The organism is Pseudoalteromonas sp. L1 (assembly GCF_021728095.1).
Classification (GTDB): domain Bacteria; phylum Pseudomonadota; class Gammaproteobacteria; order Enterobacterales; family Alteromonadaceae; genus Pseudoalteromonas.
The window spans coordinates 87,948-111,112 of the sequence record NZ_JAKKCT010000004.1 but is presented as its reverse complement, the minus strand read 5'-3'; the positions used below and the strand labels follow the sequence as shown (position 1 = coordinate 111,112).

The 23,165-nt window shown below is 41.5% G+C and carries 25 protein-coding genes and 1 tRNA gene; 14 read left to right on the top strand and 12 right to left on the bottom strand.

Going from position 1 to position 23,165, the window contains the following annotated elements; genetic code table 11:
• The first annotated feature begins 14 nt into the window (after positions 1-14).
• Positions 15-638 (top strand): nicotinamide riboside transporter PnuC, encoded by a 624-nt coding sequence (gene pnuC / locus L3V38_RS13430; RefSeq protein ID WP_130151712.1) that lies wholly within the window; start codon positions 15-17, stop codon positions 636-638.
• Entirely contained in the window at positions 638-1,444 is an 807-nt protein-coding gene (locus L3V38_RS13425) for a phosphotransferase (RefSeq protein ID WP_237119743.1), read from the top strand. The genes pnuC and L3V38_RS13425 overlap by 1 nt, the downstream gene beginning before the upstream one ends.
• On the opposite strand, the gene L3V38_RS13420 is transcribed toward L3V38_RS13425, so the two are convergent.
• Positions 1,441-1,623: a hypothetical protein gene (locus L3V38_RS13420; protein ID WP_062567358.1), complete on the bottom strand. Its 183-nt coding sequence runs from the start codon at positions 1,621-1,623 to the stop codon at positions 1,441-1,443. The genes L3V38_RS13425 and L3V38_RS13420 overlap by 4 nt on opposite strands.
• 219 nt (positions 1,624-1,842) lie before the next feature.
• Between L3V38_RS13420 and L3V38_RS13415 the strand changes: the two genes are divergently transcribed.
• From L3V38_RS13415 to L3V38_RS13405, 3 genes are all read left to right on the top strand, one after another.
• A tRNA-Arg gene (locus tag L3V38_RS13415) sits at positions 1,843-1,917 on the top strand.
• A gap of 330 nt (positions 1,918-2,247) precedes the next feature.
• Positions 2,248-2,907, top strand: a complete 660-nt coding sequence (locus tag L3V38_RS13410) for a DUF4198 domain-containing protein (protein ID WP_237119742.1) — start codon at positions 2,248-2,250, stop codon at positions 2,905-2,907.
• A gap of 158 nt (positions 2,908-3,065) precedes the next feature.
• Positions 3,066-3,287: a Rho-binding antiterminator gene (locus tag L3V38_RS13405; RefSeq protein ID WP_237119741.1), complete on the top strand. Its 222-nt coding sequence runs from the start codon at positions 3,066-3,068 to the stop codon at positions 3,285-3,287.
• Between the two features lie 6 nt (positions 3,288-3,293).
• Here the strand turns inward: L3V38_RS13405 and zntB are convergent, their stop codons facing one another.
• A complete protein-coding gene (gene zntB / locus L3V38_RS13400; RefSeq protein WP_062567361.1) occupies positions 3,294-4,265 on the bottom strand; it encodes a zinc transporter ZntB in 972 nt (323 codons plus the stop codon).
• Between the two features lie 148 nt (positions 4,266-4,413).
• Here zntB and L3V38_RS13395 point away from each other — a divergent pair, with 148 nt between their 5' ends.
• The 6 genes from L3V38_RS13395 to L3V38_RS13370 all read left to right on the top strand — a co-directional run bounded on the left by L3V38_RS13395 (position 4,414) and on the right by L3V38_RS13370 (position 9,241).
• Complete coding sequence (locus L3V38_RS13395) at positions 4,414-4,836, top strand: ATP-dependent zinc protease (protein WP_062567362.1); 423 nt, start codon at positions 4,414-4,416, stop codon at positions 4,834-4,836.
• Positions 4,837-4,893: 57 nt separating this feature from the next.
• Positions 4,894-5,799, top strand: coding sequence for a 30S ribosomal protein S6--L-glutamate ligase (gene rimK / locus L3V38_RS13390; RefSeq protein WP_062567363.1), 906 nt, complete (start codon positions 4,894-4,896; stop codon positions 5,797-5,799).
• Positions 5,800-5,846: 47 nt separating this feature from the next.
• A complete protein-coding gene (locus L3V38_RS13385; protein WP_062567364.1) occupies positions 5,847-6,905 on the top strand; it encodes a succinylglutamate desuccinylase/aspartoacylase family protein in 1,059 nt (352 codons plus the stop codon).
• 174 nt (positions 6,906-7,079) lie between these two features.
• Positions 7,080-8,021 carry a hypothetical protein gene (locus tag L3V38_RS13380; protein WP_237119740.1) on the top strand — a complete coding sequence of 314 codons (942 nt, stop codon included), beginning with the start codon at positions 7,080-7,082 and terminating at the stop codon, positions 8,019-8,021.
• 2 nt (positions 8,022-8,023) lie between these two features.
• Positions 8,024-8,614, top strand: coding sequence for a DUF1240 domain-containing protein (locus L3V38_RS13375; protein ID WP_237119739.1), 591 nt, complete (start codon positions 8,024-8,026; stop codon positions 8,612-8,614).
• 36 nt (positions 8,615-8,650) lie between these two features.
• Positions 8,651-9,241: a DUF1240 domain-containing protein gene (locus L3V38_RS13370; protein ID WP_237119738.1), complete on the top strand. Its 591-nt coding sequence runs from the start codon at positions 8,651-8,653 to the stop codon at positions 9,239-9,241.
• A gap of 62 nt (positions 9,242-9,303) precedes the next feature.
• On the opposite strand, the gene L3V38_RS13365 is transcribed toward L3V38_RS13370, so the two are convergent.
• The 4 genes from L3V38_RS13365 to recQ form a co-directional block, all read right to left on the bottom strand.
• Positions 9,304-9,864, bottom strand: a complete 561-nt coding sequence (locus L3V38_RS13365) for a mechanosensitive ion channel domain-containing protein (protein ID WP_062567371.1) — start codon at positions 9,862-9,864, stop codon at positions 9,304-9,306.
• A 64-nt stretch (positions 9,865-9,928) separates the two neighbouring features.
• On the bottom strand, positions 9,929-11,587 hold the full coding sequence (locus L3V38_RS13360) for a BamA/TamA family outer membrane protein (RefSeq protein WP_130151752.1): 1,659 nt from the start codon (positions 11,585-11,587) through the stop codon (positions 9,929-9,931).
• A gap of 124 nt (positions 11,588-11,711) precedes the next feature.
• A complete protein-coding gene (locus L3V38_RS13355; RefSeq protein ID WP_130151720.1) occupies positions 11,712-12,008 on the bottom strand; it encodes a DUF3630 family protein in 297 nt (98 codons plus the stop codon).
• A gap of 7 nt (positions 12,009-12,015) precedes the next feature.
• Positions 12,016-13,839: a DNA helicase RecQ gene (recQ, locus tag L3V38_RS13350; RefSeq protein ID WP_130151721.1), complete on the bottom strand. Its 1,824-nt coding sequence runs from the start codon at positions 13,837-13,839 to the stop codon at positions 12,016-12,018.
• A gap of 251 nt (positions 13,840-14,090) precedes the next feature.
• On the opposite strand from recQ, the gene rarD reads away from it, so the two are divergent.
• On the top strand, positions 14,091-15,014 hold the full coding sequence (rarD, locus tag L3V38_RS13345) for an EamA family transporter RarD (protein WP_130151722.1): 924 nt from the start codon (positions 14,091-14,093) through the stop codon (positions 15,012-15,014).
• Positions 15,015-15,017: 3 nt separating this feature from the next.
• On the opposite strand, the gene L3V38_RS13340 is transcribed toward rarD, so the two are convergent.
• Together L3V38_RS13340 and L3V38_RS13335 are read right to left on the bottom strand one after the other, a co-directional pair.
• Positions 15,018-16,253, bottom strand: a complete 1,236-nt coding sequence (locus L3V38_RS13340) for a diguanylate cyclase (RefSeq protein WP_130151723.1) — start codon at positions 16,251-16,253, stop codon at positions 15,018-15,020.
• Between the two features lie 78 nt (positions 16,254-16,331).
• A complete protein-coding gene (locus tag L3V38_RS13335) occupies positions 16,332-16,706 on the bottom strand; it encodes a DUF413 domain-containing protein (protein ID WP_130151724.1) in 375 nt (124 codons plus the stop codon).
• Between the two features lie 90 nt (positions 16,707-16,796).
• Between L3V38_RS13335 and L3V38_RS13330 the strand changes: the two genes are divergently transcribed.
• Complete coding sequence (locus L3V38_RS13330) at positions 16,797-17,654, top strand: LysR family transcriptional regulator (RefSeq protein ID WP_130151725.1); 858 nt, start codon at positions 16,797-16,799, stop codon at positions 17,652-17,654.
• A gap of 43 nt (positions 17,655-17,697) precedes the next feature.
• On the top strand, positions 17,698-18,606 hold the full coding sequence (locus L3V38_RS13325) for a DUF1015 family protein (protein ID WP_267136386.1): 909 nt from the start codon (positions 17,698-17,700) through the stop codon (positions 18,604-18,606).
• A 21-nt stretch (positions 18,607-18,627) separates the two neighbouring features.
• Here the strand turns inward: L3V38_RS13325 and hisC are convergent, their stop codons facing one another.
• From hisC to L3V38_RS13305, 4 genes are read right to left on the bottom strand one after another with little or no spacing between them, the layout of a single operon-like run.
• Positions 18,628-19,740 (bottom strand): histidinol-phosphate transaminase, encoded by a 1,113-nt coding sequence (hisC, locus tag L3V38_RS13320; protein ID WP_237119736.1) that lies wholly within the window; start codon positions 19,738-19,740, stop codon positions 18,628-18,630.
• The gene (locus tag L3V38_RS13315; protein WP_237119735.1) at positions 19,737-21,113 is read right to left on the bottom strand and encodes an MATE family efflux transporter; all 1,377 of its coding nucleotides are present in this window, start codon (positions 21,111-21,113) and stop codon (positions 19,737-19,739) included. Before L3V38_RS13315 ends, hisC begins: the two co-directional genes overlap by 4 nt.
• Positions 21,107-22,090 (bottom strand): ornithine cyclodeaminase, encoded by a 984-nt coding sequence (locus tag L3V38_RS13310; RefSeq protein WP_237119734.1) that lies wholly within the window; start codon positions 22,088-22,090, stop codon positions 21,107-21,109. The genes L3V38_RS13315 and L3V38_RS13310 overlap by 7 nt, the downstream gene beginning before the upstream one ends.
• 2 nt (positions 22,091-22,092) lie before the next feature.
• On the bottom strand, positions 22,093-23,151 hold the full coding sequence (locus L3V38_RS13305; protein ID WP_237119733.1) for a cysteine synthase family protein: 1,059 nt from the start codon (positions 23,149-23,151) through the stop codon (positions 22,093-22,095).
• Between the last annotated feature and the right edge of the window lie 14 nt (positions 23,152-23,165).

Here is a 23,165-nt window from a genome sequence, read left to right as displayed (position 1 = left end):
GGTTACAGTAAAGCATGGATTTTTTGACAGACACGTTTGCAGGATTTACTGCGATGTCTCTTTGGGAATATATTGCAGTTGCACTGTCAATGGCGTATTTACTACTTGCGATTAAAGAAAGCCTATGGTGCTGGCCAGCCGCCTTTATAAGTACCTTTATTTATACCGTAATGTATTGGAATGGCGCACTTTTGATGGAGTCGCTACTTAATTTTTATTATATGTATATGGCGGTATATGGGTGGATGGTCTGGCGTCGAGGGATGAATAATAAAGATCATCTACCGATTATTTCATGGTCGTTAAAAAGACATGCTGTTATCTTGCTTTTAACCTCATTAATTTCTGTGATTATTGGCTTTGTAATGGCTAATTATACCCATGCTGATTTTGCCTACCTTGATAGTTTTACAACCTGTTTTGCTGTTGTTACGACTTATTTGGTTGCTAAAAAGGTGCTCGAAAATTGGTTATACTGGATTGTGATTGATGCTGCATCAATGTACCTGTACTTTGAAAAAGGGTATTACCCAACACTCGTTTTATTTGTTTTTTATACGGTTATGGCGGCGTGGGGCTTTAAAACTTGGTATGAAGAATACGAGCAACATCAAGCTAAGCCACTTGCACAGTTATAATGAAAACAGAGCAACAAATTCATGCGCTATTTACGCGCTTTAACTCTAGCTTAACGATTACCTCAATTAGCCCGTTGGTCGAGGGATTAAGCAATGATAACTACCTAGTAAAAACATCAACCAAGGCTTTCTTAGTTAAGCATTATCGCGACCACTGGCCGGCGATAGGGCTAGCTGCGCAAGCGCATTTTGCTAAACAAAGTTGCTGCCCAGCACCGCTTTGGTTAGAGCAGGCAACTGATACTGCCATTTTTGACTACGTGGCGGGTAGCATAGCAAGCGGTGAGTTTTGTAGCAGTTTATTACCTGATTTAGTTAATTTGCATCGCTACCCAGTGCTAACCGAGCCCATGGATATTGCCTATGAAATTAACTACTACCGGCAAACAGCACGGTATCAGCAGCATGCGAGTTTAATTGGACAATCGCTCGCGTACATTGCTGCTGCGCCAAAAGATATGGGCTTTTGCCATAACGATTTGGTAAAAGAAAATATCATAGTGAACGAATCGGGCATGTTTTTAATCGACTTTGAATATGCCAAAAGTAATGATGTTTATTTTGACTTGGCTGCGCTGGTGGTGAGTTTTGGACTCAATGATTCGCAGCAACTGCAGTTACTTAGAAACTACCAATCACTTGTGTGCGAACACCGTGAATTCAACTTATCGCTTGAAAAGCTCGCTGCGTTTCATGCTGTATTTTTACTATTGTGTATTTGTTGGTATGAACAACGCGGTGCAATGGATAAAGTGGCGCCACTGCTTACACAGCTTAACCACTTTATTAAGGAAGTAAAAAATTAAAGGCCGCCAATTCGTTCGGCGAGTTCTTTATACTTTTTTACATCTTCTGGTTCAAATAAAGGCTCACCTTTGTCATCTTGTGATTTCGAGATTAGTAAATGCTCGCGAGCAAGTCGTTTAACACGTTCGACTTTTACACCTAAAAATTCTGCAACTTGCTCTGTAGACATTAAACTCATATTCAAATTCCCCTTACACGGCAATGAGTGCCATTTGTTATTTAATTTATTAAGTATACGTTAATACCGTGGTTCTGCCCGAATGTGAAGTGTTTTAATGCAATTTGCTGAATTTATAAGCATATAGGGCTTTAGATGCTAGCATTTAAGGCAAGATGCCATTATCATTGCCGAGTTGTCATGCTGATATCGCGAGTCAGTATTGATGACGACAAATGTGCTCTCGTGGTGAAATGGATATCACGTGGCCCTCCGGAGGCTAAGTTGCAGGTTCGATCCCTGCCGAGAGCGCCATTTGCTCTGCTATTTATTTCCTTTTTAAACTTATCATTCCTCCATCAAACTACTTACTTACGATAGTAAAGCTGCATATTTAAGCCTGTTCAAACATCATCCCTTATAAGTAATTCATTAAACTTATTTGTATTTTATGTTCCTGCGTTTAAGTCTGTTACTTAAAATACTTTAAATTTCCTTTTTAATTGCAAATTTAATTGATAATCATTACTGTTAACTTTGTTTCGGCATAGCTATACGCAAGTGTACTTAGTTTCTCTTGTACTGTTGATTTCAAACTGCGTTTTATGTTGATAGACACACCATTAAAGCTTAAAAGGAAACTTAATGAACAGCTTAAAGAATTTACTTTTTATTACTGCACTTATCGGCAGTAGTTTTGCAAATGCACATGAAGTTTGGTTGGTAAAGTCTGCAAAAGGCGATGATATAAAACTGTATTTAGGAGAGCCTGGTGAACCTGAATCTGGCGATAGTATTGCAGGGCTAGAAAATGCACAGGTATTTGTTAATGATAGTCAGTCGACTTTAGCGCTTACTCAACACCAAAACTATTGGTTAGCTGAGGTAAAAGAGCAAGGTGATGTAAGAGCTTTTATAGATGATTTATGGGAACCTTGGAAAATGGAGAAAACCTCAGAACAAGAGGCGGATAAGCTCCAAGCGGCTAAGCTTTTTGCTAAGGCTGGCCGTCAAGATACCAAAGCTAAACAAGAGCTTGAGTTCGTGCCAAGCCAAGCAAACGGGAACACCTTTACACTTGTTTATAAAAATAACCCTGTTGTTGATCATGCTGTATTAGTGCAAACGCCTAGCCAGCAATTAAAAATAACAACCGATAAAAAAGGGCAATTAACTGTTACCAATAAAGAGAAAGGAACCTACATTATTTCCAGTGATTACCCTGTTGAAGGAAAGGCTGTCGTTGCCGGTAATCAGGTTGATAGCACGTATAATATTGTAACGATTAGTTTTCGAGTTGATTAACTTTAAAATGTGATACGCATTTTAAACTTACTAGTTAGCTCTTTAATTTTGGCTACCTAAGTCAAATAGTCGGCTAGCTTGTGAGTGAGAATGTGGTTTGCTGATACTGTTATTATTTTCTACACTAGTCGAACTTGTGTTCTTTTAAAGATAAAAATATGACTTATAGTCCAATACCTTGTACTGACTACGATCAATATGAGCTTTGGTGTATGCAAAACGCTGAGTTGTTGATCACATTACATTCTGGTGAGCAGCTTCAGGGCAAAGCAGTAAATTTGAAAATAATATACCCCGATGGTGAACACTTAATTATTACAACTGCAAAAGGCGAACATAACGTTCGCCTTGATTTAATTACTTCAGTAGTTGTTGTTTAACCTTAGTTAGAGCCACTTTTTATTTTTAAAGTAAATGCCAATACCGACAGTAAGCACGACTAAAAATATTAAAAATACGCTGAATGCATAGGGGTTTTCAGTACCTGGTATACCGCCAACATTCACACCTAATAAGCCTGTTAAAAAGCCCAGTGGCAAGAAAAGTGCCGCGACAACCGACATCACATACATACGTTGATTAAGTTGCTCAGACACTTGATTAGCAATAGTTTGTTGAATGATTTGCGCGCGCTCAATTGAGCTGTCTAGCTCTTCTAAAAAGCGAATTAACATGTTGGTTGTTTCGTTTAAACGTGCTTTATCATCTTCATCTAACCACTTGTACTTATTGTTTAATAAAGTGATAAGGGCTTCTTTTTGTGGCCTTAAATAGCGTTTTAGAGCAATGGTTTGGCGACGCATTTGCGCTAACGCTTGGTTATCAAAGCCTTTATTTGGTTCGTCAATTTCATCTTCAAAAATATCTAACGTGTCATCAAGACTATCAATCACACCTTGCATGCGTGATGTTAAATTTTGTGCCAAATCACACACTAATTCAGAGATTGAACAGGGGCCGTTACTATCATTAAATGACGCAACAACATCTTGTACAGAGAGCAAACGACGTTTGCGAGTTGTCACTATGATGTTTTCATTAATGAATAAACGTAAAGACACCATGTCTTCAGGGCTTTGCGCAGGATTTAGATTAACGCCACGCAAAAACAGCATAGTGCCATTGGTTACTTTAGTCAGGCGCGGGCGTGTCTCATCTGCTGTCAATGATGCTAATTCGTAATCAGTTAATAGATTACTGCTTTCAAGCCACTGAATCGCCTCAGGCTGACTATAATCCATATGAACCCAAAGTTTTCCGTGTTCGGGTTGCCAATTTTGCAGCTCAGTACTATTGTCAATAGCACGCGCACCGCCTTGCTCGTCTAAAATTAAGACATGAAGTAACCCATTGATCATATTGAACTCTCGTTTTACAAATAGTGCGATATAGTTGATTATAGTTTAGCCTACGTCAATTAAATCGATTTATCGAGGGGATAAATATATTTCGTTGGTGTTTCTAGCTCTGTAGCGTATAAGACACTTTTTTATAGAGGGCACATTAATGACTGCAAAAATTATTGTTGGCTGGCGCGAATGGTTGAGCTTACCTGAACTGGGAATTGATAAGATCAAAGCGAAAGTGGACACTGGTGCGCGTACTTCGTGTATTCATGCTTTTGATGTTGAAGAGTTTTCAGAAAATGGTGAGAACTGGGTGAAATTTTCAACCCACCCTTTACAAGACGATGAAGAAACAATAGTAGAGTGCCGCGCAAAAGTTGTTGAGCGTAAGTATGTGACCAGCTCAAGTGGTCAGCGCGAACTTCGCTACTTTATCGAAACAAAATTAGTCGCAGGAAACCAAAGCTGGCCTGTAAGGGTGACTTTAAGTAACCGTTCAACAATGAAGTTTAGAATGTTGTTAGGGCGTACAGCAATGGAAAACCGCATAGTCGTTGATCCGGCTTTATCTCATTTATTATAGAAAAGGACTTATCACACGTTTTTACGTGTATGAGTTTATCAGTTAAGGTTTTTAACTATGAAACTTGGTATTTTATCACGCAACCAAAATTTATATTCAACACGTCGCTTGATTGAAGCTGCTGAGCAGCGTGGTCATGAAGTAAAAGTGATTGATGCACTACGTTGTTATATGAACATCAATTCAGAGCAACCTGAAATACATTACCGCGGTGAAAATTTAAAAGATTTTGATGCAATTGTACCGCGCATTGGTTCATCAGTGACTTTTTATGGCTGCGCAGTATTACGCCAATTTGAAATGATGGGTGTATTCCCTGTGAACGAATCAGTCGCAATTACTCGCTCACGAGATAAGTTACGTTCATTACAACTATTGTCACGTAAAGGCGTAGGCATGCCAGTAACAGGGTTTGCGAGTAAACCTGATGATGTAAAAGACTTACTAAGCATGGTAGGTGGTACGCCTGTTGTAATCAAGTTACTTGAAGGTACACAAGGTATCGGCGTGGTATTAGCTGAAACACGTAAAGCGGCAGAAAGTGTAATCGAAGCGTTTATGGGTTTAAAAGCCAATATCATGGTGCAAGAGTACATCAAAGAAGCGGGCGGTGCGGATATTCGCTGTTTTGTATTAGGTGATAAAGTGATTGCGGCGATGAAACGTCAGGCGCAAGAAGGTGAATTCCGTTCTAACTTACACCGTGGTGGTAGCGCGACTTTGGTGCGTATTACCCCAGAAGAAAGAAAAACCGCTGTTGCAGCAGCTAAAGCAATGGGCTTGAATGTAGCGGGCGTTGATTTACTTCGCTCTGCACGTGGTCCATTGGTGATGGAAGTAAACTCGTCACCAGGCCTTGAAGGCATTGAAGTTGCAACAGGTAAAGACATTGCTGGCATGATTGTCGAGTTTATTGAAAAAACAGCGGCATCAAAAAGAACAGCAACGCGTGGTAAAGGCTAGGCCTTTACCCATAAATCATGTAAGCGCTCTATTAAAAGGAACAGTGCGTGGCAAAGGTTAAGAAAAATACACCGTTTTCAATTTTGGGTGATACTGTTGGGGTTGGAGAACGCAAAGCGTTTTCGATTGAGGCTGCAAAGCTTTATACCCACTCACCGTTGAATATTCCGATTGAAGTTGTAAATGGAGTGCAGCAAGGGCCTGTGCTAATGGTGTGTGCTGCAATTCATGGTGACGAGTTAAACGGGGTTGAAGTTGTAAGACAGTTACTTGCTAAAATCGACCCAGAGCAATTGCGTGGAACCATTATTGCTGTACCGATTGTGAATGTATTTGGCTTTATCCATAAGTCGCGTTACTTACCTGACCGCCGTGATATGAATCGTAGTTTTCCTGGTTCAACACGAGGCTCGTTAGCAGGGCGTATGGCGAATGCGTTTTTTACTCAAGTAGCAGTGCATTGTACGCATATCATTGATTTACATACTGGCGCAATCCATCGTACTAACTTGCCACAGATCAGAGCCAACTTAAGTGACCCCGAGACTGCAGCTATGGCTAAAGCATTTGGTACGCCGGCAGTGATTGACGCCTCACTGCGTAATGGCTCATTGCGTAGTGAAGCGGCCAATTTAGGCATTCCTGTTATCACTTATGAAGCGGGAGAGGCACTGCGCTTTGACCCAATTGCCATTGCCGCAGGCGTGCAAGGGGTTGATTATGTTATGCGCCATTTAAAAATGGTGCGTGGCAAGCGTGCTAAAAAGCTTCCTGAGCCAGTGATTGCAAGCTCGACGAGCTGGATACGTGCCGAAGTGGATGGTATTGTCCGTGCGCAAGTATCCCTTGGTGAGCGAGTGATGAAAGGGCAAGTGCTCGCTTATATCAGTAGTCCATTAGGTGATGCTGAGCTTGAGCTACTGGCCCCCCGCAGTGGTATTGTTATTGGCCAGCAAACGATGCCACTTGTAAACGAAGGGGATGCAGTGTTTCATTTAGCTTACTTTGCCCATGCTAATAGCCTTGTAGAGCAACAGCTCGAAACCTTTATTGATGAAATAAGCGATATTGAAGACGAGCTAAAAACGGCTGAACTCAATAACTAATAGCTGTTAATCTTTTACTTTAAAAGCCGCAATTTGCGGCTTTTATTATTTGAGATAAGCGTTAATTACAGACATTTCTGATTAATCAGGCATTGAATTAACTTCTTTAGTGTTTAAAATAGAGACCAATGGAATAGAGACCAATGGAATTAGTCAATTTATAAGGAAATTACGATGTCTGCACATGCTCGTCGCGCAATTGCTCAAAGGCAGCGCCAACAACAAATTCAAAACATACTCGCCAGTAATAATCATACAATGTTAATCATGAACTCAGCGGAGTTTGTTGACTACATTATTTCTGTAAAAATGAAACAAGGGTATTCTCGTGCACAAGCTGTTGATTGGATTGATGCGCAGTTAAAAGAATATAACTCTGTATCTAATAAATGGGAAAGAATTAAAGGTGATTTAAAGTTCGGTGTAGGCTTATATCCTTTGTTTGATGATGTAAGATCGCTTACTGTACTAGCTGCAGCACTTAAACAGCAGGGAAATGTGTTCGGCAAGTTTAAAATCAAAGTGTATAACGGCTCGCCAGCCATAATTATAGACTCATACCCACGTATTCGTGAACACTTAACAGGGACCCGATACTTAGCAAGTAATCCAAAGTTATTTACAGTTGGTGTGGGCAGGTTAGAAGCGGCAAAGTCAATGAAGGGCGGGTTTATTGTTACTTTGATTATATCAGTTACTTTTCATGCCTTAGATCAGGTTCTTAGGGACGAAAAAACATGGCATGATTTTGTTGCCGGTGTTGCTGTCGATATGGCAATTGTTGCGGCAACTATAGCTGTTACTGGGTTAGCATTGATGGGATTGCAAACATTAGGAGCTGTTGTTGCAGGGGTCACTGCGGCACCTTTAATAGTGGTAGTAATCGTTGGGGGTGGGGCTACTCTTTTGTCAATTGCTTTTAAAAGTGAAATAGATCAATTAGTAAATATTTTAACTCTTAGCTTGAGAGACATGGAAGAAAAGGTAATTGCAGGTTTAATTAAAATTAATCCTCAAAAGGTCAATTTTGATCGCAATAATAATAATAACTTATTTAAATATTTACATCAGTTATTCGGTGTACCTTTTATAGATATTAATTTGGATAGAGGATGAGAATGCTAATTTTAAAGTGGGAAAAATCAGATGAAAAGTTTCAAGAACTTACTTTAAAAGCTAAGTTTTTACATTTGTTTAGTTTCTTACTCTTTTCAATATTTACAGCCACTTTATTGTATTTATCATACATAGGTGTTTTTAAGCATTTACTTCTGGACTCAAGACGTTTTTATATTAGCGAGACTGGCCTGCTAGCACCCGCGATATTCTTTTTACCTTTTCCATTTTTTATGGTTGTCGCAATTATTCAGAAAGTTTTTAATTATAAAATCGATCAAACATTTAAATTTATGATAAAAACTTCAACTATTGGTATAGCCTTGTTTTTTGTTTCTATATTTGTTTGTAGTTTTTACATAGAAGCAAACTTAAAAAAGCATGGTTATACTTACTGCTCTTGGTATAAATTTTCCCCGACGCGCTCACCTGATGTGTGGTTAAAAGATAGCCGTTTTTGTTTGAAAGAGGGTGCAATTGTTGCTTTAGACGTTGAGAAATGGTTTGAATATCATGACAATAAAGGTATTGAACCTCAACTTGATGAACTTAAAGTATTCATTACTAAAGCGCGTAAAGAGCAAGGTCGTTAAAATATAAGAATATAATTCTATCTAAAAAGGAACTTCATGCTGTTTTTTAGGGGAAAAGAATCTGAAGGAAATTTTTCAGATTTTGAATTCAATAAAAAAGTAATTATATGTTTGACATTTATATTATTGCTGCTTTTGGCTTATGGATACATGTATGGTACTTACGTAGGTGTGAAAAATCATTTAATTATTAATGATGAGCTATATTACATTAGTGAGGTTGGTTACCTAGCTCCAGCTGTTTTTTTAGTACCATTTCCTATTATTGCTATTATAGGCGGTGTTCAAAAGTTGTTAGGGAAAGAAAATAATAAAACTGCTAAACATCTAATAAAGTCATTGCTTTATGGTGTTCCCTTGTATGTGGCTTTTTCAATTATTTGTAGCTTTTATATCGAAGCAAACTTAAAAAACCATGGTTACACTTACTGCTCTTGGTATAAGTATTCGCCAACACGCTCACCTGATGTATGGCTAAAGAATAGTGAACTTTGTTTGAAAGTGCATCATTATGTTGTGTCTGATGTTGAAGAGTGGTTTGAGTGGCATAATGAGCAAGGTATTGAACCGCAACTTGATGAACTAAAAGCCTTTATTGCTAAAGTAAATAAAGAGCAAGGTCGCTAAGTTAAATCGTGGCTGTTTGAAATTAGACAGTTTTAGTGTGATTCAAAGCCGCAGATGCGGCTTTATTTTTTGGGGCCTAGAATACGTTTTGTCGATGCTGTTTTCGTTGGGGCAGGGGCTTTGTTGAGCACCATCACAGGGCGGGTAACAAAGATGTTATTAGGGTAAATAACTTTATGCCCATCAACGTGTTCAAGCACAACATTCATTAATCCCATTTCAGTAATGCGACCTTCAAGAAAGTTTGCGCCATCAATCACTCTTACCCAATAGCCAACACGGCAGTCGTTTTGAATGAACATGAGTAAAAAGGCTGTTAAGTTACTAAGAAGTGACCATGCAGCAAACAGTGCAACGCCGAGCATGGCAAAAATTGAGGAGCCAAGCACTAACAAACCACGCAACTCGATCCCCCAAAAAACTAATACTAAGCACAGCATAACAATGGCTAGAATAATATTTAGTAGGAGCTCTGCGCGGTATTCACGATGAGGATCGGCTTTTCCTTTGATTGCTTTAAGCAACAGCTTTTTCGTGGTTTTACGAAGCAACGGGTAAAGCAAAATCGCGATGATTGTGACGATTAAATGGTATTGCTCATTAAAAAGTTCGACGAAGTCCAAACGGGTTCCTAAGTTAAAGATTTACGCACCAATTTTAGCGTTTTAGGCTGTGAAAAACAGTACTTTAAAAAGTATTTTTAACGGTGACGAGCCACTGCACTGAGTCAATATCATCATCTTGTTTGTTAATTGGCGCAGCAATATCGAGGTGAATAACCGTGCCTGCATTTGCGCGACTTGGGGCTAAGCGAAGCCCAACTCCGACGTTTTGTAATACGTTGCCGTTGGAGCCATTGTCTTTATCGTTATACCAAGCACGGCCTATATCGTAAAAGGCTGCACCGCCGACTTTAAATAATTGTAGTAAGTCATATTCCCAATAATAGCGTTTTTCTAATGTTACTAGAAAGCTGCGATCACCTACTTGGTAATCCAAAGGGTAACCGCGTAAACCATTCTCGCCCCCTAAGGTTAGTTGCTTATCTGCGGTCAGGTTTTTTGCATATTGCAGACGCACTTTTGCATACCAAGTTTGTTGTATGCTGGTGTTTAAGTAGTACTGAACTTGTGAACTGGTTATTAAGTTTTCAACATCGTCTTGCTCTTCATTCCAATAGCCATCAATGTCTGCTTTGAAACGCCATAGTTGATTATCACCAGTGTAATGCGCTTTAGATAAAGAGAGCGAGTAAATGGTGCGGCTGGCATCATCACTTATATCTTTACTTGAATAGCCCAGTAAGGCACTAATATTCCAGCCTAAATTAAGATCCTCGGTGCGGTAGATACTGTCAAAATTTCTCACTTTAACAAAATGGTCTTCAAACCACTGGCCACGAATATAGGGGTAACTTACGTTACGATCATTGGCGATCGGTAAATGTGTTTCAGGAATGGCTGCAAAGGTATCTTCCCGGTTTTCAAACCCGATGCTAAGGCGCTGAGTCCAATTATTTGCAAAATGACGTGAGTGGCCAAAGTAGGCCCTATTTAAAATCGTTTTTTGTTCAAATTCGCTAACAACATCACCGCGGTAATATAGCGACTCACGACGCTGGTCAGAGTAACTCGTAAAACCATAGCTGTAAGGAGTATCTATTGAGAAAAAGGGATAACTTAAATCTATGTAGTGGCGTTTACCATCATCGTTGTCTGAGTATTCAATACGCCCTCGATAACGGCTAGATAGAATATTAGGATCATCATATACGAATAAATAACCGGTACGATCAGCATCACGCGTGCGCGAGAAAGAAACGCGTTTACCCCATCCTAAAAAGTTAGATTCACGAAAACCAATACTCGATTCGTTTTCACCGCCACTGCGGCTAAAGCTTATTTCAGGAAGCAAAGTCCATAAATCACGCGTCACGACCTTCACACGAACATTACCATCGCAATCAAGGTTAGCGTGAATGCGTGCGTCATATAGGTAGCCTTGCTTACGTAGGAGCCGCTCTGATTCTAGTAGCTTACGAGGGTTATAAGTATCGCCTTCACTGAACAGTAAAACGCTATGAATAACCTCAGGCTCCGTTGTCATGTGCGCGCGGTTTGCAAAGCGAAATAAAAAGTTATCTTCTTCTTCAAGTTCAGTGTTGAAGACATTAAGTTGCTCAAGCTCAACAGCAACAATTTTACGATTTTCGGCGGCTTCAGGGAGTGGGTTGTCGGTATCAAGTTGGCGACGTAGGTTGTTATCTTGTGATTTAAGCGTACGTTGGTTTTGACAATAATTGTTATCATCACTAGGTAGCTGCTGCGCATATGCACTTGCTGCCATGCTTACTGTCAGTAATGTCGTTAACCGAGCAACAAAGTGCGACTGCTTAAATCCCATTTACACCCTTAGTTGTTTATGTCTTATACAGATACTACATACTAAGCGCAGAAAAAAGTCTAGCTTATTATTGTAACTGCATAACTAAATACTGATAAAGGTCAGCTAATAAGGCTGCTGCTTCAACGCCTTCGGCGTTAATCCAAATACTTTCACTGTAATGTTCAAAGTTTAGATTAAAACTATGATCTGTAAAGTGAAACCTTACTCTATGTCGATCAGCTCCTGCATCAAAGTCAGCGGTTTGAATAGCTGGAGCGTGCAGGAAAAGTGTAGCCCATAACGCAAAGTCTTCATCGGTGGGATGTTCGCTTGGCGTGATGATAATAACTTGATGTTCAGCATCGTATAAAAGTTCAGTCATACTTACCCTAGTTGGCTGCGAGGTAATCGCGAATGGTATTTAAAAACGGTGCCCCGTACTTGTTAAGCTTTGTAAAACCAACACCCGATACTTTCAAAAACTCACTGTCATTGGTTGGCATTAGCTGCGCCATTTCAGCAAGGGTTTTATCATTGAAAACTACATAAGGCGGCACATCGTCTGCATCTGCAAGCTCCTTACGTAGAGCACGCAGCCGCGCAAACAGCTTTTTATCGTAATTGAATTGAGCGAGTTTATCTTGGTATACGTGTTTCGCTTGAAGGCGGGGTTCTGCCAGCTGTAGGGCATATTCACTTTTAAGCACTGCGCGTGCAGCTTCGGTTAAACGAAGCGAAGAACCTTGCGTGATGTCTTGGCTCAATAAACCCTGATGAATAAGCTGCCTTAAAATACTCAGCCAAAACTCCACACTGTGATCTTTACCTATCCCATAGGTGCTTAGCTGGTGGTGATTATTATCACGGATACGACTGGTGTTAGCGCCGCGCAACAGCTCAACAATATAACCAATACCAAAGCGTTGCTCAGCACGGTAAACACAGGATAGTGCTTGCTGGGCAACCAGTGTACCGTCAAAGCTTTTTGGTGGATTTAGGCAGATATCGCAGTTGCCACACGTTTCGCGTTTGTATTCACTAAAGTAATTGAGCAAGATTTGTCTGCGACAGGTTTGTGCTTCGGCAAAGCTGGCCATAGCGTTAAAGCGCTGCTCTTCAACACGGCGACGTTGCTCGTCCTCAATATCTTCAAAAAAGCGGCGTACGCGGCCGATATCAGCCGGATCAAAATACATAATCGCTTCTGCTGCAAGGCCATCACGACCAGCACGGCCTGTTTCTTGGTAATAGGCTTCAATGCTTTTTGGAATATCGTAATGCACTACAAATCGCACGTTTGGTTTGTTGATACCCATTCCAAACGCAACGGTGGCGACCACAATTTGAATATCGTCACGAGCAAAGCCCGATTGTACAAATTGGCGTTGCTCGTTACTCATACCTGCATGATAAGCCGCGGCATTAAATCCTGCGTCAGCGAGCTTTTCAGCCACATCATCAACCCGTTTTCGGCTGGTGCAGTAAATTATACCGCTCTGATTTTGCTGTTCTTTTAAATAACGAAGTAGTTGCACCATCGGTTTGAACTTTTCTTCAATGGTGTAACGAATATTGGGTCTATCGAAACTGCCTGTATGCACGTATGGGTGATTAAGCTGGAGCTGTTCAATAATATCGTAGCGCGTTGCTTTGTCTGCTGTGGCAGTTAAGGCCATCATGGGCACATGCATAAAACGCTGTTTTAATTCATTGAGCCTACAGTAATGTGGCCTAAAATCGTGCCCCCAATGCGATACACAATGGGCTTCATCAATCGCAAATAAGGCTAGCTTGAGATGGCTCAAACGCTCTAAAAAATCAGGCTGTAAGACTTTTTCTGGTGCAACATATAAAAGCTTAATTTGACCATAATGCAGTTGCTGATACACCGCTTGTTGCTCTTCAAATGGCAAGCTGTTGTTAATATAAGCGGCTTGAACACCAAGGGCACGAAGTTGTGCAACCTGATCTTGCATGAGGGAAATTAGTGGCGAAATGACCACTGTGACGCCATCAAGGATCAAAGCAGGTACTTGATAGCACAATGACTTACCACCGCCAGTAGGAAGCAGCACGAGCGAATCTTGTCCGTCTAGCGCGGCGGCTATAATAGCGTGTTGGCCATCACGAAACTCACTGTAACCAAATACTTGTTTGAGTACGGCTTGTGGTGAGCGAATGGGTGTGTTGGTTGTTGCGGTATTGGTATTCATCGCGAGCATTTTAGTGTTTTTTTATAGCGATGTCTTTAGCAATATACCCAAACGACCTCAAGATGCAGAATTCAATGTTTCACAGGGGCTTAATATCAAGGCGTTACTTTGCAACAATTAGTCCCTTTTAAGAAGTAACAACGATGAGAGTAAGTGCCTGTGGAGCGCCCAAAAGGTTTATTTAACCCGTTTTAGTTGCGCAGTTAGAAAGGGGGCGTAAAATAGTGTTTTTAATCAATAAAGCCTAACTTATGCCTACCAATACCGAACAGCGAAAAGGGGTCATTTTTGCATGTTTAGCCTTTTTTATGTGGGGCTTAGCACCCATTTATTTTAAGCTTCTACAAGATATTTCTGCTTTTGAAATATTGATGCACCGTGTTATTTGGTCGGTGTTATTTTTACTTCTTATTATTGCTGTTCGTCATCAGTGGCAGCGAATTCGAGTTGCTTTAAGTCAGCCTAAACTGCTGTTTATGCTGGTGGTTACCGCTACCTTGTTGGGCTTTAATTGGGGGTTGTTTATTTGGGCGGTGAATAATAACCACATGCTGGATGCAAGCTTAGGTTATTACATAAACCCGCTTTTAAATGTATTACTAGGGATGCTTTTTTTAGGGGAGCGTTTACGTAAGTGGCAAGGTGTTGCAGTAGGTTTAGCCTTGTGCGGGGTACTGTTACAGTTAGTAAGTTTTGGCTCTTTCCCTGTGGTTGCGTTCTCATTGGCGGGCTCGTTTGCTATTTATGGTTTACTACGTAAAAAGCTGCCTATTGAGTCATTACCAGGTTTGTTGCTCGAAGCGCTAATTTTACTGCCTGTTGCATTGATTTACTGGTGGTTAATGGTGCCGACTACAAGTTCAGATTTTACGGCTAATGATTGGCATATTAACTTATTGCTGATCAGTGCTGGTGTTGTGACAACTTTACCTCTTTTATGCTTTACAGGTGCAGCTAAGCGCTTGCAATACAGTACCTTAGGTTTTTTCCAGTATATAGGTCCGAGTTTAATGTTTGTGCTTGCTGTGGCGTTTTATGGCGAAGTATTTGATGCTGAGCGGGTGGTCACATTTGCGTGTATTTGGAGTGCGTTGGCATTATTTAGTTGGGACTCTTATCGCCAAAGCCGTAAGCAGCGAAAAGCACAGCTAGCCGCCGTAACTAAGCCAGTATAAAGCTTAACTCACTAGTTTGTTACGGCCACTTTCTTTGGCTTGATAAAGTTTTAAGTCGGCCTGTTTTATAAGTTCATCAAGGCTATAAACAGGCCCATTATGAAAGCCTATCGATAAGGTGAAGGCGATTTTATCTTTACTAAATTCAGTACTGTGCTTTTGGACAAAGAGACGAAATTTTTCTAATCGTTGGTATGCTTTTTCAGCGTCTTGATCTGCAAAGTACACCGCAAACTCTTCACCACCAAAACGACCAACAAGGTTATCTTTGAAGTAGGTTTGCATACATTGCGCTAGCCCTTTTAAAACTTCATCCCCTGCATCGTGGCCGTATTTATCGTTAATTGCTTTAAAATGATCTATATCGATCATTCCTAAAGAGACTTGATTGTTGGCAAGTTTAGCGGCTTTTAAGTGGCTATTTGCTTCACCAAAAAAGTAGCGGCGGTTAGGGAGTTTTGTAAGATAGTCAGTGTTTGCCTGTAAACGAATCGTTTTAATATTCTCAAGCATGTCGACGTTCTGGCTAAGCCGACAATAAAACTCTTCGCTATTAAATGGTTTACGCAGGTAGTCATCTGCACCTGATTTTAAAAAGCGTGTTGAAAGATGCAATGTATCAAGTGCTGATATACCAATAATTGCTTTTTCATCGTTTGAGTATAAACGGCGAATCTCGACACAGAGCTCATCACCGTTCATATTCGGCATTTCGTTGTCGGTGATAATAACGGAAATGGTTGGATTCTCAGCGAGGACTTTTAATGCTTGCACACCATCTTCAGCCTCTAATACTTGGTATTTATGCCGTGTGAGCAGGTTACAAATATGGTGGCGAGTGGATGCAGAATCATCAACCACGAGTACTTGAATTTGCTCATTACGAGGTAGGCGAGCAAGTTGCTTTTCTAGGTATTGATATGCCTGTTTATTTTCTTTAGTGATGTAATCAATAATAGGGTGTTTTTCAACAATATTGCGTGTGGTTTCATCAAGGTTACCAGTCATCACAATGGTAGGAATGTCGGCTGCAATGGTACAAGGTACGGCTTCGCCAGTTGGCGCATCAGGAAGAATAAAATCAACAACAGCGCAAAAGTAACTGTGTTGGCTAATGAGCTCTTTTGCCTCTGCTAAAGAACTGGCAATATCCGCTTCATAGCCAACTTTTTGCGCGATATGCTTTTGCACTCGCGCAATGGTTGGCGTATCTTCAATTATTAATAGTCTTCGAGTCACAACTTGCCTTGTAATAACTTATTGGCGAAACAAAAGTTATTACAAGTTTTAACCCTAAAAGGGTAAAAAAGCAAATCGTTATAAGCTGTCTGACTCAGAATAATATTCAACACTCTGCGATGTTGGACTTGCAATTCGAGAACGACCAAATAAAGTGTGAAACTTAGTTTTGCAGGTTGTTTGTTTAAGGTATTTTATCCAAGCGCGCTCAATCGGATTAGTGGCTTCTAAATTACCTGTAACAACTTGTACAAATTGAGTTTGAAATTCATTTTGTGGTTCTAGGGTTTTGTTGTATAAACCCTTTAATATAACACCATGCTGTTCGAGAATGTCGGCTTCTAGCAAAGTGAAGTGACCACTACGACCAAAACCGCGTGGGAAATTTTGATCATCATAAAATTGACGTTGGCTTGCAAATGCCTGACGAAGTGATGAAATGTCAATGCTCATGGCTTTATCCTCATGCCCTAATTTCTTGCAGGAGTATGGATCAAGTTGTCGATTTTATTAAACAAGTTATTTTTATCGTAAGGGTAAAAAATGGATATCGATTTATTGAAGACTTTTGTTGAAGTCGTGCGCACGCGCCATTTCGGCAAAGCAGCTGAGAATTTATATATTACGCAGTCTGCGGTGAGTTTTCGGATCCGACAATTAGAGCAAGGTCTAGGTGTTAACTTATTTATTCGTCAGCGTAATAATATTCAATTAACAGCACCAGGCGAGCGATTATTGCCTCATGCACAAATGATCATAACTGGCATGCAAAGGGCAAAAGTCGACGTAGCTCTGGCGGATAATATGCACAAGCAAATTAGCCTAGCAGGCACCCCAAATGTTTGGGATGCATTTTTGCAGTTCGGTATTACTAATATAGTCTCTGCAATGCCTGGTGTGTCACTTGTAGCTGAAGTTAAGGCTCAGCAAGAAAGCACTCGTTTATTACTAGAACGTACATTAGATCTTGCTGTGCTGTTCGATCCTCCGAAGGTGGATGAACTTGTTGTTAAGCGAATATGTGAACTACCAATCATTCCTGTTAGTGCCTTTGAAGCTGCAAATAGTGAAAACTTTTTCGATAAGCAGTATGTGTATGTTGATTGGGGAACGTCCTTTTCGTTATGGCATGCACGTGAGTTTAATGGCCACGCACCTCCATACTTTAGAACCAGTACAGGACGTATAGCACTCGATTTAATTTTAAAATGCGGCGGCAGTGCATTTATTCCTCAACTACTGGTTGAGGAGCAATTAAAGGCGGGTGAACTTTATCATGTTGAAGATGTGGCCCACACGTCCCGTGATGTGTTTGTTGCGTATCATAAAGACAATGAACAAACCCCACTACTGGAAAAATTGGTCAACCTCTTGATGGAGTTAAAAATAAGTTATAAGTAGTTCCTGTTAGGCTAAATTTCTAATATGATATATTATATCAATATTGCTTAGGGATGAATGTCTAATGGGATTCGATAAACGGACGTTTTGTATTTATGAGGTGTCTCAAAAAAACTCTCTGCTTGCGGGTGTGTTGACTGAATTTGACTTGTCAGACTTGAATAGCCATGTGTTATTACCTCATGAGTCTGTTAGTGTTTCACATGCGATGAAACTAAAAAAATACGTTACCCAAAAGCAGTTTGTTTTGCCTCCTAGTCTCTTAATTGGCCCGCTTGATATAAATTTATTTGCTTGGCGCACTGCGAGTGAAAAAGTAGCTAGCTGGGAAAATGAGAGCGATAAAAGCGAACACAGTATTTATTTAATTAAATGTGATTCCATAAACCAGCAACTTTATAAATTATTATCTAACAAGCAAGATTGGTTGATTGCAGATGGCCATCATCGGGTATTTGCAGCCAAACAGTTACACTCATCTCAAAGAAAGTTAATGGTTTGGCTTACAGCAAAAGAAGATGTTGTCGTGAAAAGTTTTACGCTTCAAGTCAAAATTTCAACCCCTCTGCACATGCAAACCCTTGTAAAGCATCTAGCGCAATTTGGTATTGTTGAATGTGATAAAAAGCTAGCAGATTACGCGCTTGTGAATAAAGACAAGACGAGGTACTTTTCTTTACACGGAAATAATGCTGACTCTTATCGTATTCAAACTCAGCTGCGTCAGGCTTTGTGCAAGCTACCGCAGTTTGTGAGCCTTGTTCCGTCATCTATTAGTACGACTAGCGAGGACGCATTAACGATCACTGTGTCATGCCGAGATCCATACATTGAAGATATATTTGCTGCCGCCAAAGCGGGCAAATACTTTCCTGAAAAGTCGACCTTATTTACGCATAAGGCCGACAGTCGAGTGCTTGATTATTTAAATCAACAGGCAGTTTGTGCTTAAAGCCCTCGCAGAGGGCGATACTTATAATTGTTTAAATGCTTCAAGCACTCTAAGGTTTTGCTCTGGAAGCCCGATAGTTACTCTGACAAAATGATCAAAACCAGATTCTAGCCAAGGTTTTATCATTATTCCTTGTTGCAGAAACAAAGATGCAACATGCGCAGACGGCTGCTTTACATCAATAAATAAAAAGTTGGCTAGACTTGGCGCGACAAAATACCCAAGCTCAGTGAGTGCGGTGCTGAGTTTTTCTCTTTCGCGGTTTGTTTGCGTGACTGTGTCTGCCAAATAAGCGGGATCTTGCAGTACAGCAATCGCCGCCAGTTGTGCCAGTCGATTTACATTGTAAGGTGTACGTATGCGATGTAGATAATCTGCTAATTGTGCATTTGCTATTACGCCGTAACCCACTCTAAGTCCTGCAAGACCATAAGCTTTAGAAAAAGTCCGTAATACCGCATAGGGACGAGGTTGTAGTTGAAGTAGTGCTAAACTGTCGACAAACTCTTTATGGCCTTGGGCATATTCGCAATATGCTTCATCGATGACGATAACCGTATTGAGTGGACAGGCATCGATTATACGCTGTAGGTTTTTGGCATCAAACGTACAACCAACCGGGTTGGACGGATTGGCAAGCATCAGCATTTTTAAGTCTGGATGGTGTGCAATAGTATTGAGCCAATCATCAATTCGGTAGGATAGATCGCTTTGCATCGGCACTTCTAGGACCTTTGCCCCCATCATATTGGCGTAAATTCCATGCAGTGCAAAGGTAGGCTTGGCCACTAACACTTTATCGCCTTGATTAAGAAACGCCTTGCAGAGCATCGAGAGTACATCCTCAGAGCCATTACCGATCACAATTTGTTCTTTAGCAACGTTAAGTTTTGTAGCTAGGCGTTCGCTTAGCTCTGTGCATTGACTGTCTGGATAGCAGCTAGCGGTATGCAACTGTGCTTTAAATGCATTAAGTGCTGCTGGGCTCGGCCCTAAAGGGTTTTCATTGACCGACAGGTTTATCATATTGGGGTGCAGATTGTGCGCTGTTGCTTGCTCAATGGTTTGCCCTGCCCCGTAGGGAGGCAGCGCAATCACTTCTTTGCGGGCGGGGTTTAGCATTGTCCTTGTCATGCGTTTTGCTCCTTGAGTGATGCGGGATTAAGTAAGCGGTTAACCCTTTGATTAAAAAGCCAAATCTCAGATAGTGCTGTGACTGCAAGCCCTAATGCTAGGGCGTACCAAACGCCTAAAATACCCAAACCAAAAAATTGTTGAAATAACCAGGCTCCAGGAAGGCCAATGCACCAATAGCCGATTAAAGACAGCATGAGAGTGCTTTTAACATCGCCAAGTCCGCGCAAAATACCAAGCCCGATATTTTGCCACGCGTCAAAAAACTGCAAAAAGGCGGCAATAACAAGTAACTCTATGGCGATAACCACTACATCGGAGTTTTGTAGTTCTTCAGCACTTAAAAATGGTAGCAGCACAAGTTCGGGGACGAATAAATAGATTAAGGCGAAGACAGTCATGACTGCTGCACCGCAAACAATGCCCAAATTGCCGATGCGTTTGGCATGATGAAAGTCTCCCGCAGCATTGGCTTCGCTAATGTAGATAGAGCAAGCGGATGAAATCCCAGCAGACACCATAAATACGATGTACACCATTTGGCTTACCACGTTATGAGCGGCTAAGGCATTCACGCCGAGTGTTGCTACAAATAACGCAAGTACGGTGAAGAATCCGGCTTCAAGCCCATATGTTGCGCCAATTGGCACGCCCATTTTCCATGTTTTACTAAGTGCTTCGCGGTCGGTTTGCCAAAACTTCAAAGTGAGGTAAGGGCTTAGTACGTCATCACGTTTGGCAAATAGCACAAACAATAAAAATGATAAATACAGCACGATGCATGTGGCGGCCGCAACTCCCACAAAGCCAAGCTGTGGTAGACCAAACTTACCAAAAATAAGGCCGTAATTGAGCACAACCGTAAGAACAACAGACATGCCTGTTATTAACATCAGAGGTCCTGGTCTTTTTAGCCCCACACTAAAGTGGCGTATACTTTGAAACCAAAAACAGGGTAATAATCCCAACGCGACAACGGCTAAATATTGTGTCGTCAAATTGGCAATAGACTCGGATGTACCAATAAACCTTAAAAAAGGTCCCATGGCAAACATTATAGCGGCGAATACTAGGCCTAAAAATGTCCCGATAAGCATGCTGGCGTTAAAAAGAGAGGTGATCTGATCTTGCTTATCCTTGCCGATTGCATCAGACACCAAGTTGCCTGTTGCCGTGACCACGCCCGTCCCCATGGTTCTAAATTGATTAAAAATACCAATGGCGAGACCGCCAGCAGCCAGCTCTAGTGGGCTCAACATGCCGAGCATGATGAGATCAATCGTTGCAATTGCCACGTAGAGCAGGTTAGTCAGAATAAGCGGCCCTGCGAGTTGGCTTACTTTAAAAATATCGGCGCGGGCTGAAGCTACCATAGCGTTACTTCCTCCACGTTTTCTTGTGTGATAGCAAAGTCGGCTACGGCTCGTCCGAGTGCCACGTCAGTAATAATCATGCCGCTGTTATAGACAAAGATAATTTCATCAGGGTGAGTTCGTGCCGGCTTCTCACCATTGAGTATTTCAGTCAATGTTGCATCAACAGCGGGTAGTTTACCGTTCTCGTCTAATAAATCGTCTCCGGTGACCTTCATTTGTTCTGCATCTGTTGTGAGCAATCTATCCGCTCGATGTAGCACCGATTTTTCGATTCCATAGCCAACTAAAATCACCACCGCGCCGGGTTTTAACCATTCATATTTAATGTTCTCTTTGGCGGATAATCCAGTAACGGCAAGGATCACGTCGGCTTGTCTTACTGAAGCTTCTAAGTCTTGTGATACCGCAACGTGTCGCTGTGGGTGATGAGCTTTTAGTTTTTGTTGAACTGATTCTAAACCTGCTTGGTAGCTGCCATGAACGGTTAGGTGTGTGAGTTGTGGTAATGCAGTAACGAGCATAGGTAAAGCGATTTGCCCTTGAACACCTGTGCCCACAACTAATGCATGCTTAGCATCTGAATGAACGGCATATTTTGCAAACAAGGCGGAGGTGGCTGATGTGCGCATAGGGCCTAGTTCTTTTACATCCATTAAAGCCACAGGATGGCCTGTGGCATCATCGCAAAGAAAGATAAAAGAATAGAACTGGTATTGGTTACGGCTTCTATCTGGGTCATATTCGTAGACCACTTTAAATCCTACGGTATTACTGGCAGCATCGCGACCGGCCATACTATAGGCAATGGAGCGGCCATCTTGTGGTGTCATAATGACTTTAAGTGGGTTGGCAGAGTCGGGATGATGCAGTGAGCGAAAGGCGTTTTCCACTACCTCAATAACTTTGCTATAGGGGAAATTAAGTTGTGCTAGTCGGGCTTCATTCAGTATCGGCAGCGTTGTTTTTTGGGTCATGGTTAGGCTCTCGCGGCAGGTTTATATTGCGTTAATAGGTCATCGAGTTCTTGCTCGATGTTAATGTCGATAAGGTCGTGTTTTGCCATCCAATCATCATTGAAGAGCGTGTCGAGATACTTCTCACCACCATCACAAACGAGCACCACAAATACGCTATCGGCGGGAGCGGTTTTTAATGCTTGTAGTGCTTCATAAATAACACCACCAGCCGAGCCACCGACCATCAGGGCGTAGTGTTTAGCAAGGTATCTGGCGGTATTAAACGCTTGTTTGTCAGATACCTTTACGCCTTTGTCGATAAGCTCGTATTCAATGACAGGCCCTATCTCTGCACCTTCTGGCGTACCCGTTCCAGATTGATGATAATTCAGCCCAGGCCCGCCAAAAATCACAGAACCCACAGGTTCTACACCAATCGTTGTTAGTTGATGACAACCTAAGTCGCGCAGAGCCCTTGTTGTGCCGCATAGCGAACCACCCGTGCCAACTGCACCGACAAGGTGAGTAATGTGCTCACCTAGTTCATGAAACACTTCTTGTGCGAGCCCATTATAGCCGCGGCTATTGGCAAAATTATTGTGTTGTGCTGTCCAAAAAGCCCCTTGTTCTTTTGCTAGTGTGGCAGCCATTGCATCGCGAATATCGGTCGATAAGCTGTCATCTCCGGCTTCGCTAACGCAGATCACTTCTGCGCCAAAGGCTTTCATATTGCTAATTTTTTCTTTTGCCGCATGGTTATCTACAAGCGCGGTAAAGCGATAGCCGCGCTCTGCCGCAAGTAGTGCAAGACCAACACCGGTATTGCCTGAGGTTGACTCAACAACCCAGCCTCCAGGCTTTAGTTGGCCACTGGCTTCTGCTTCATCTAACATGGATTTCGCCATGCGAATTTTAGCACTGCCAGTAGGATTAAACTGCTCAAGCTTAAGATACAGCTTGCTGCCGTTCGGCAGGCTTAAAAACTGCATTAGCGGCGTGTTACCTATACTTTGCGATACCCTTAAATACGGGGTTGAATGCAATGTCGAGGCGAGCGGATGCTGCGCATTTATGTTCATAAATAGGCTCCTTT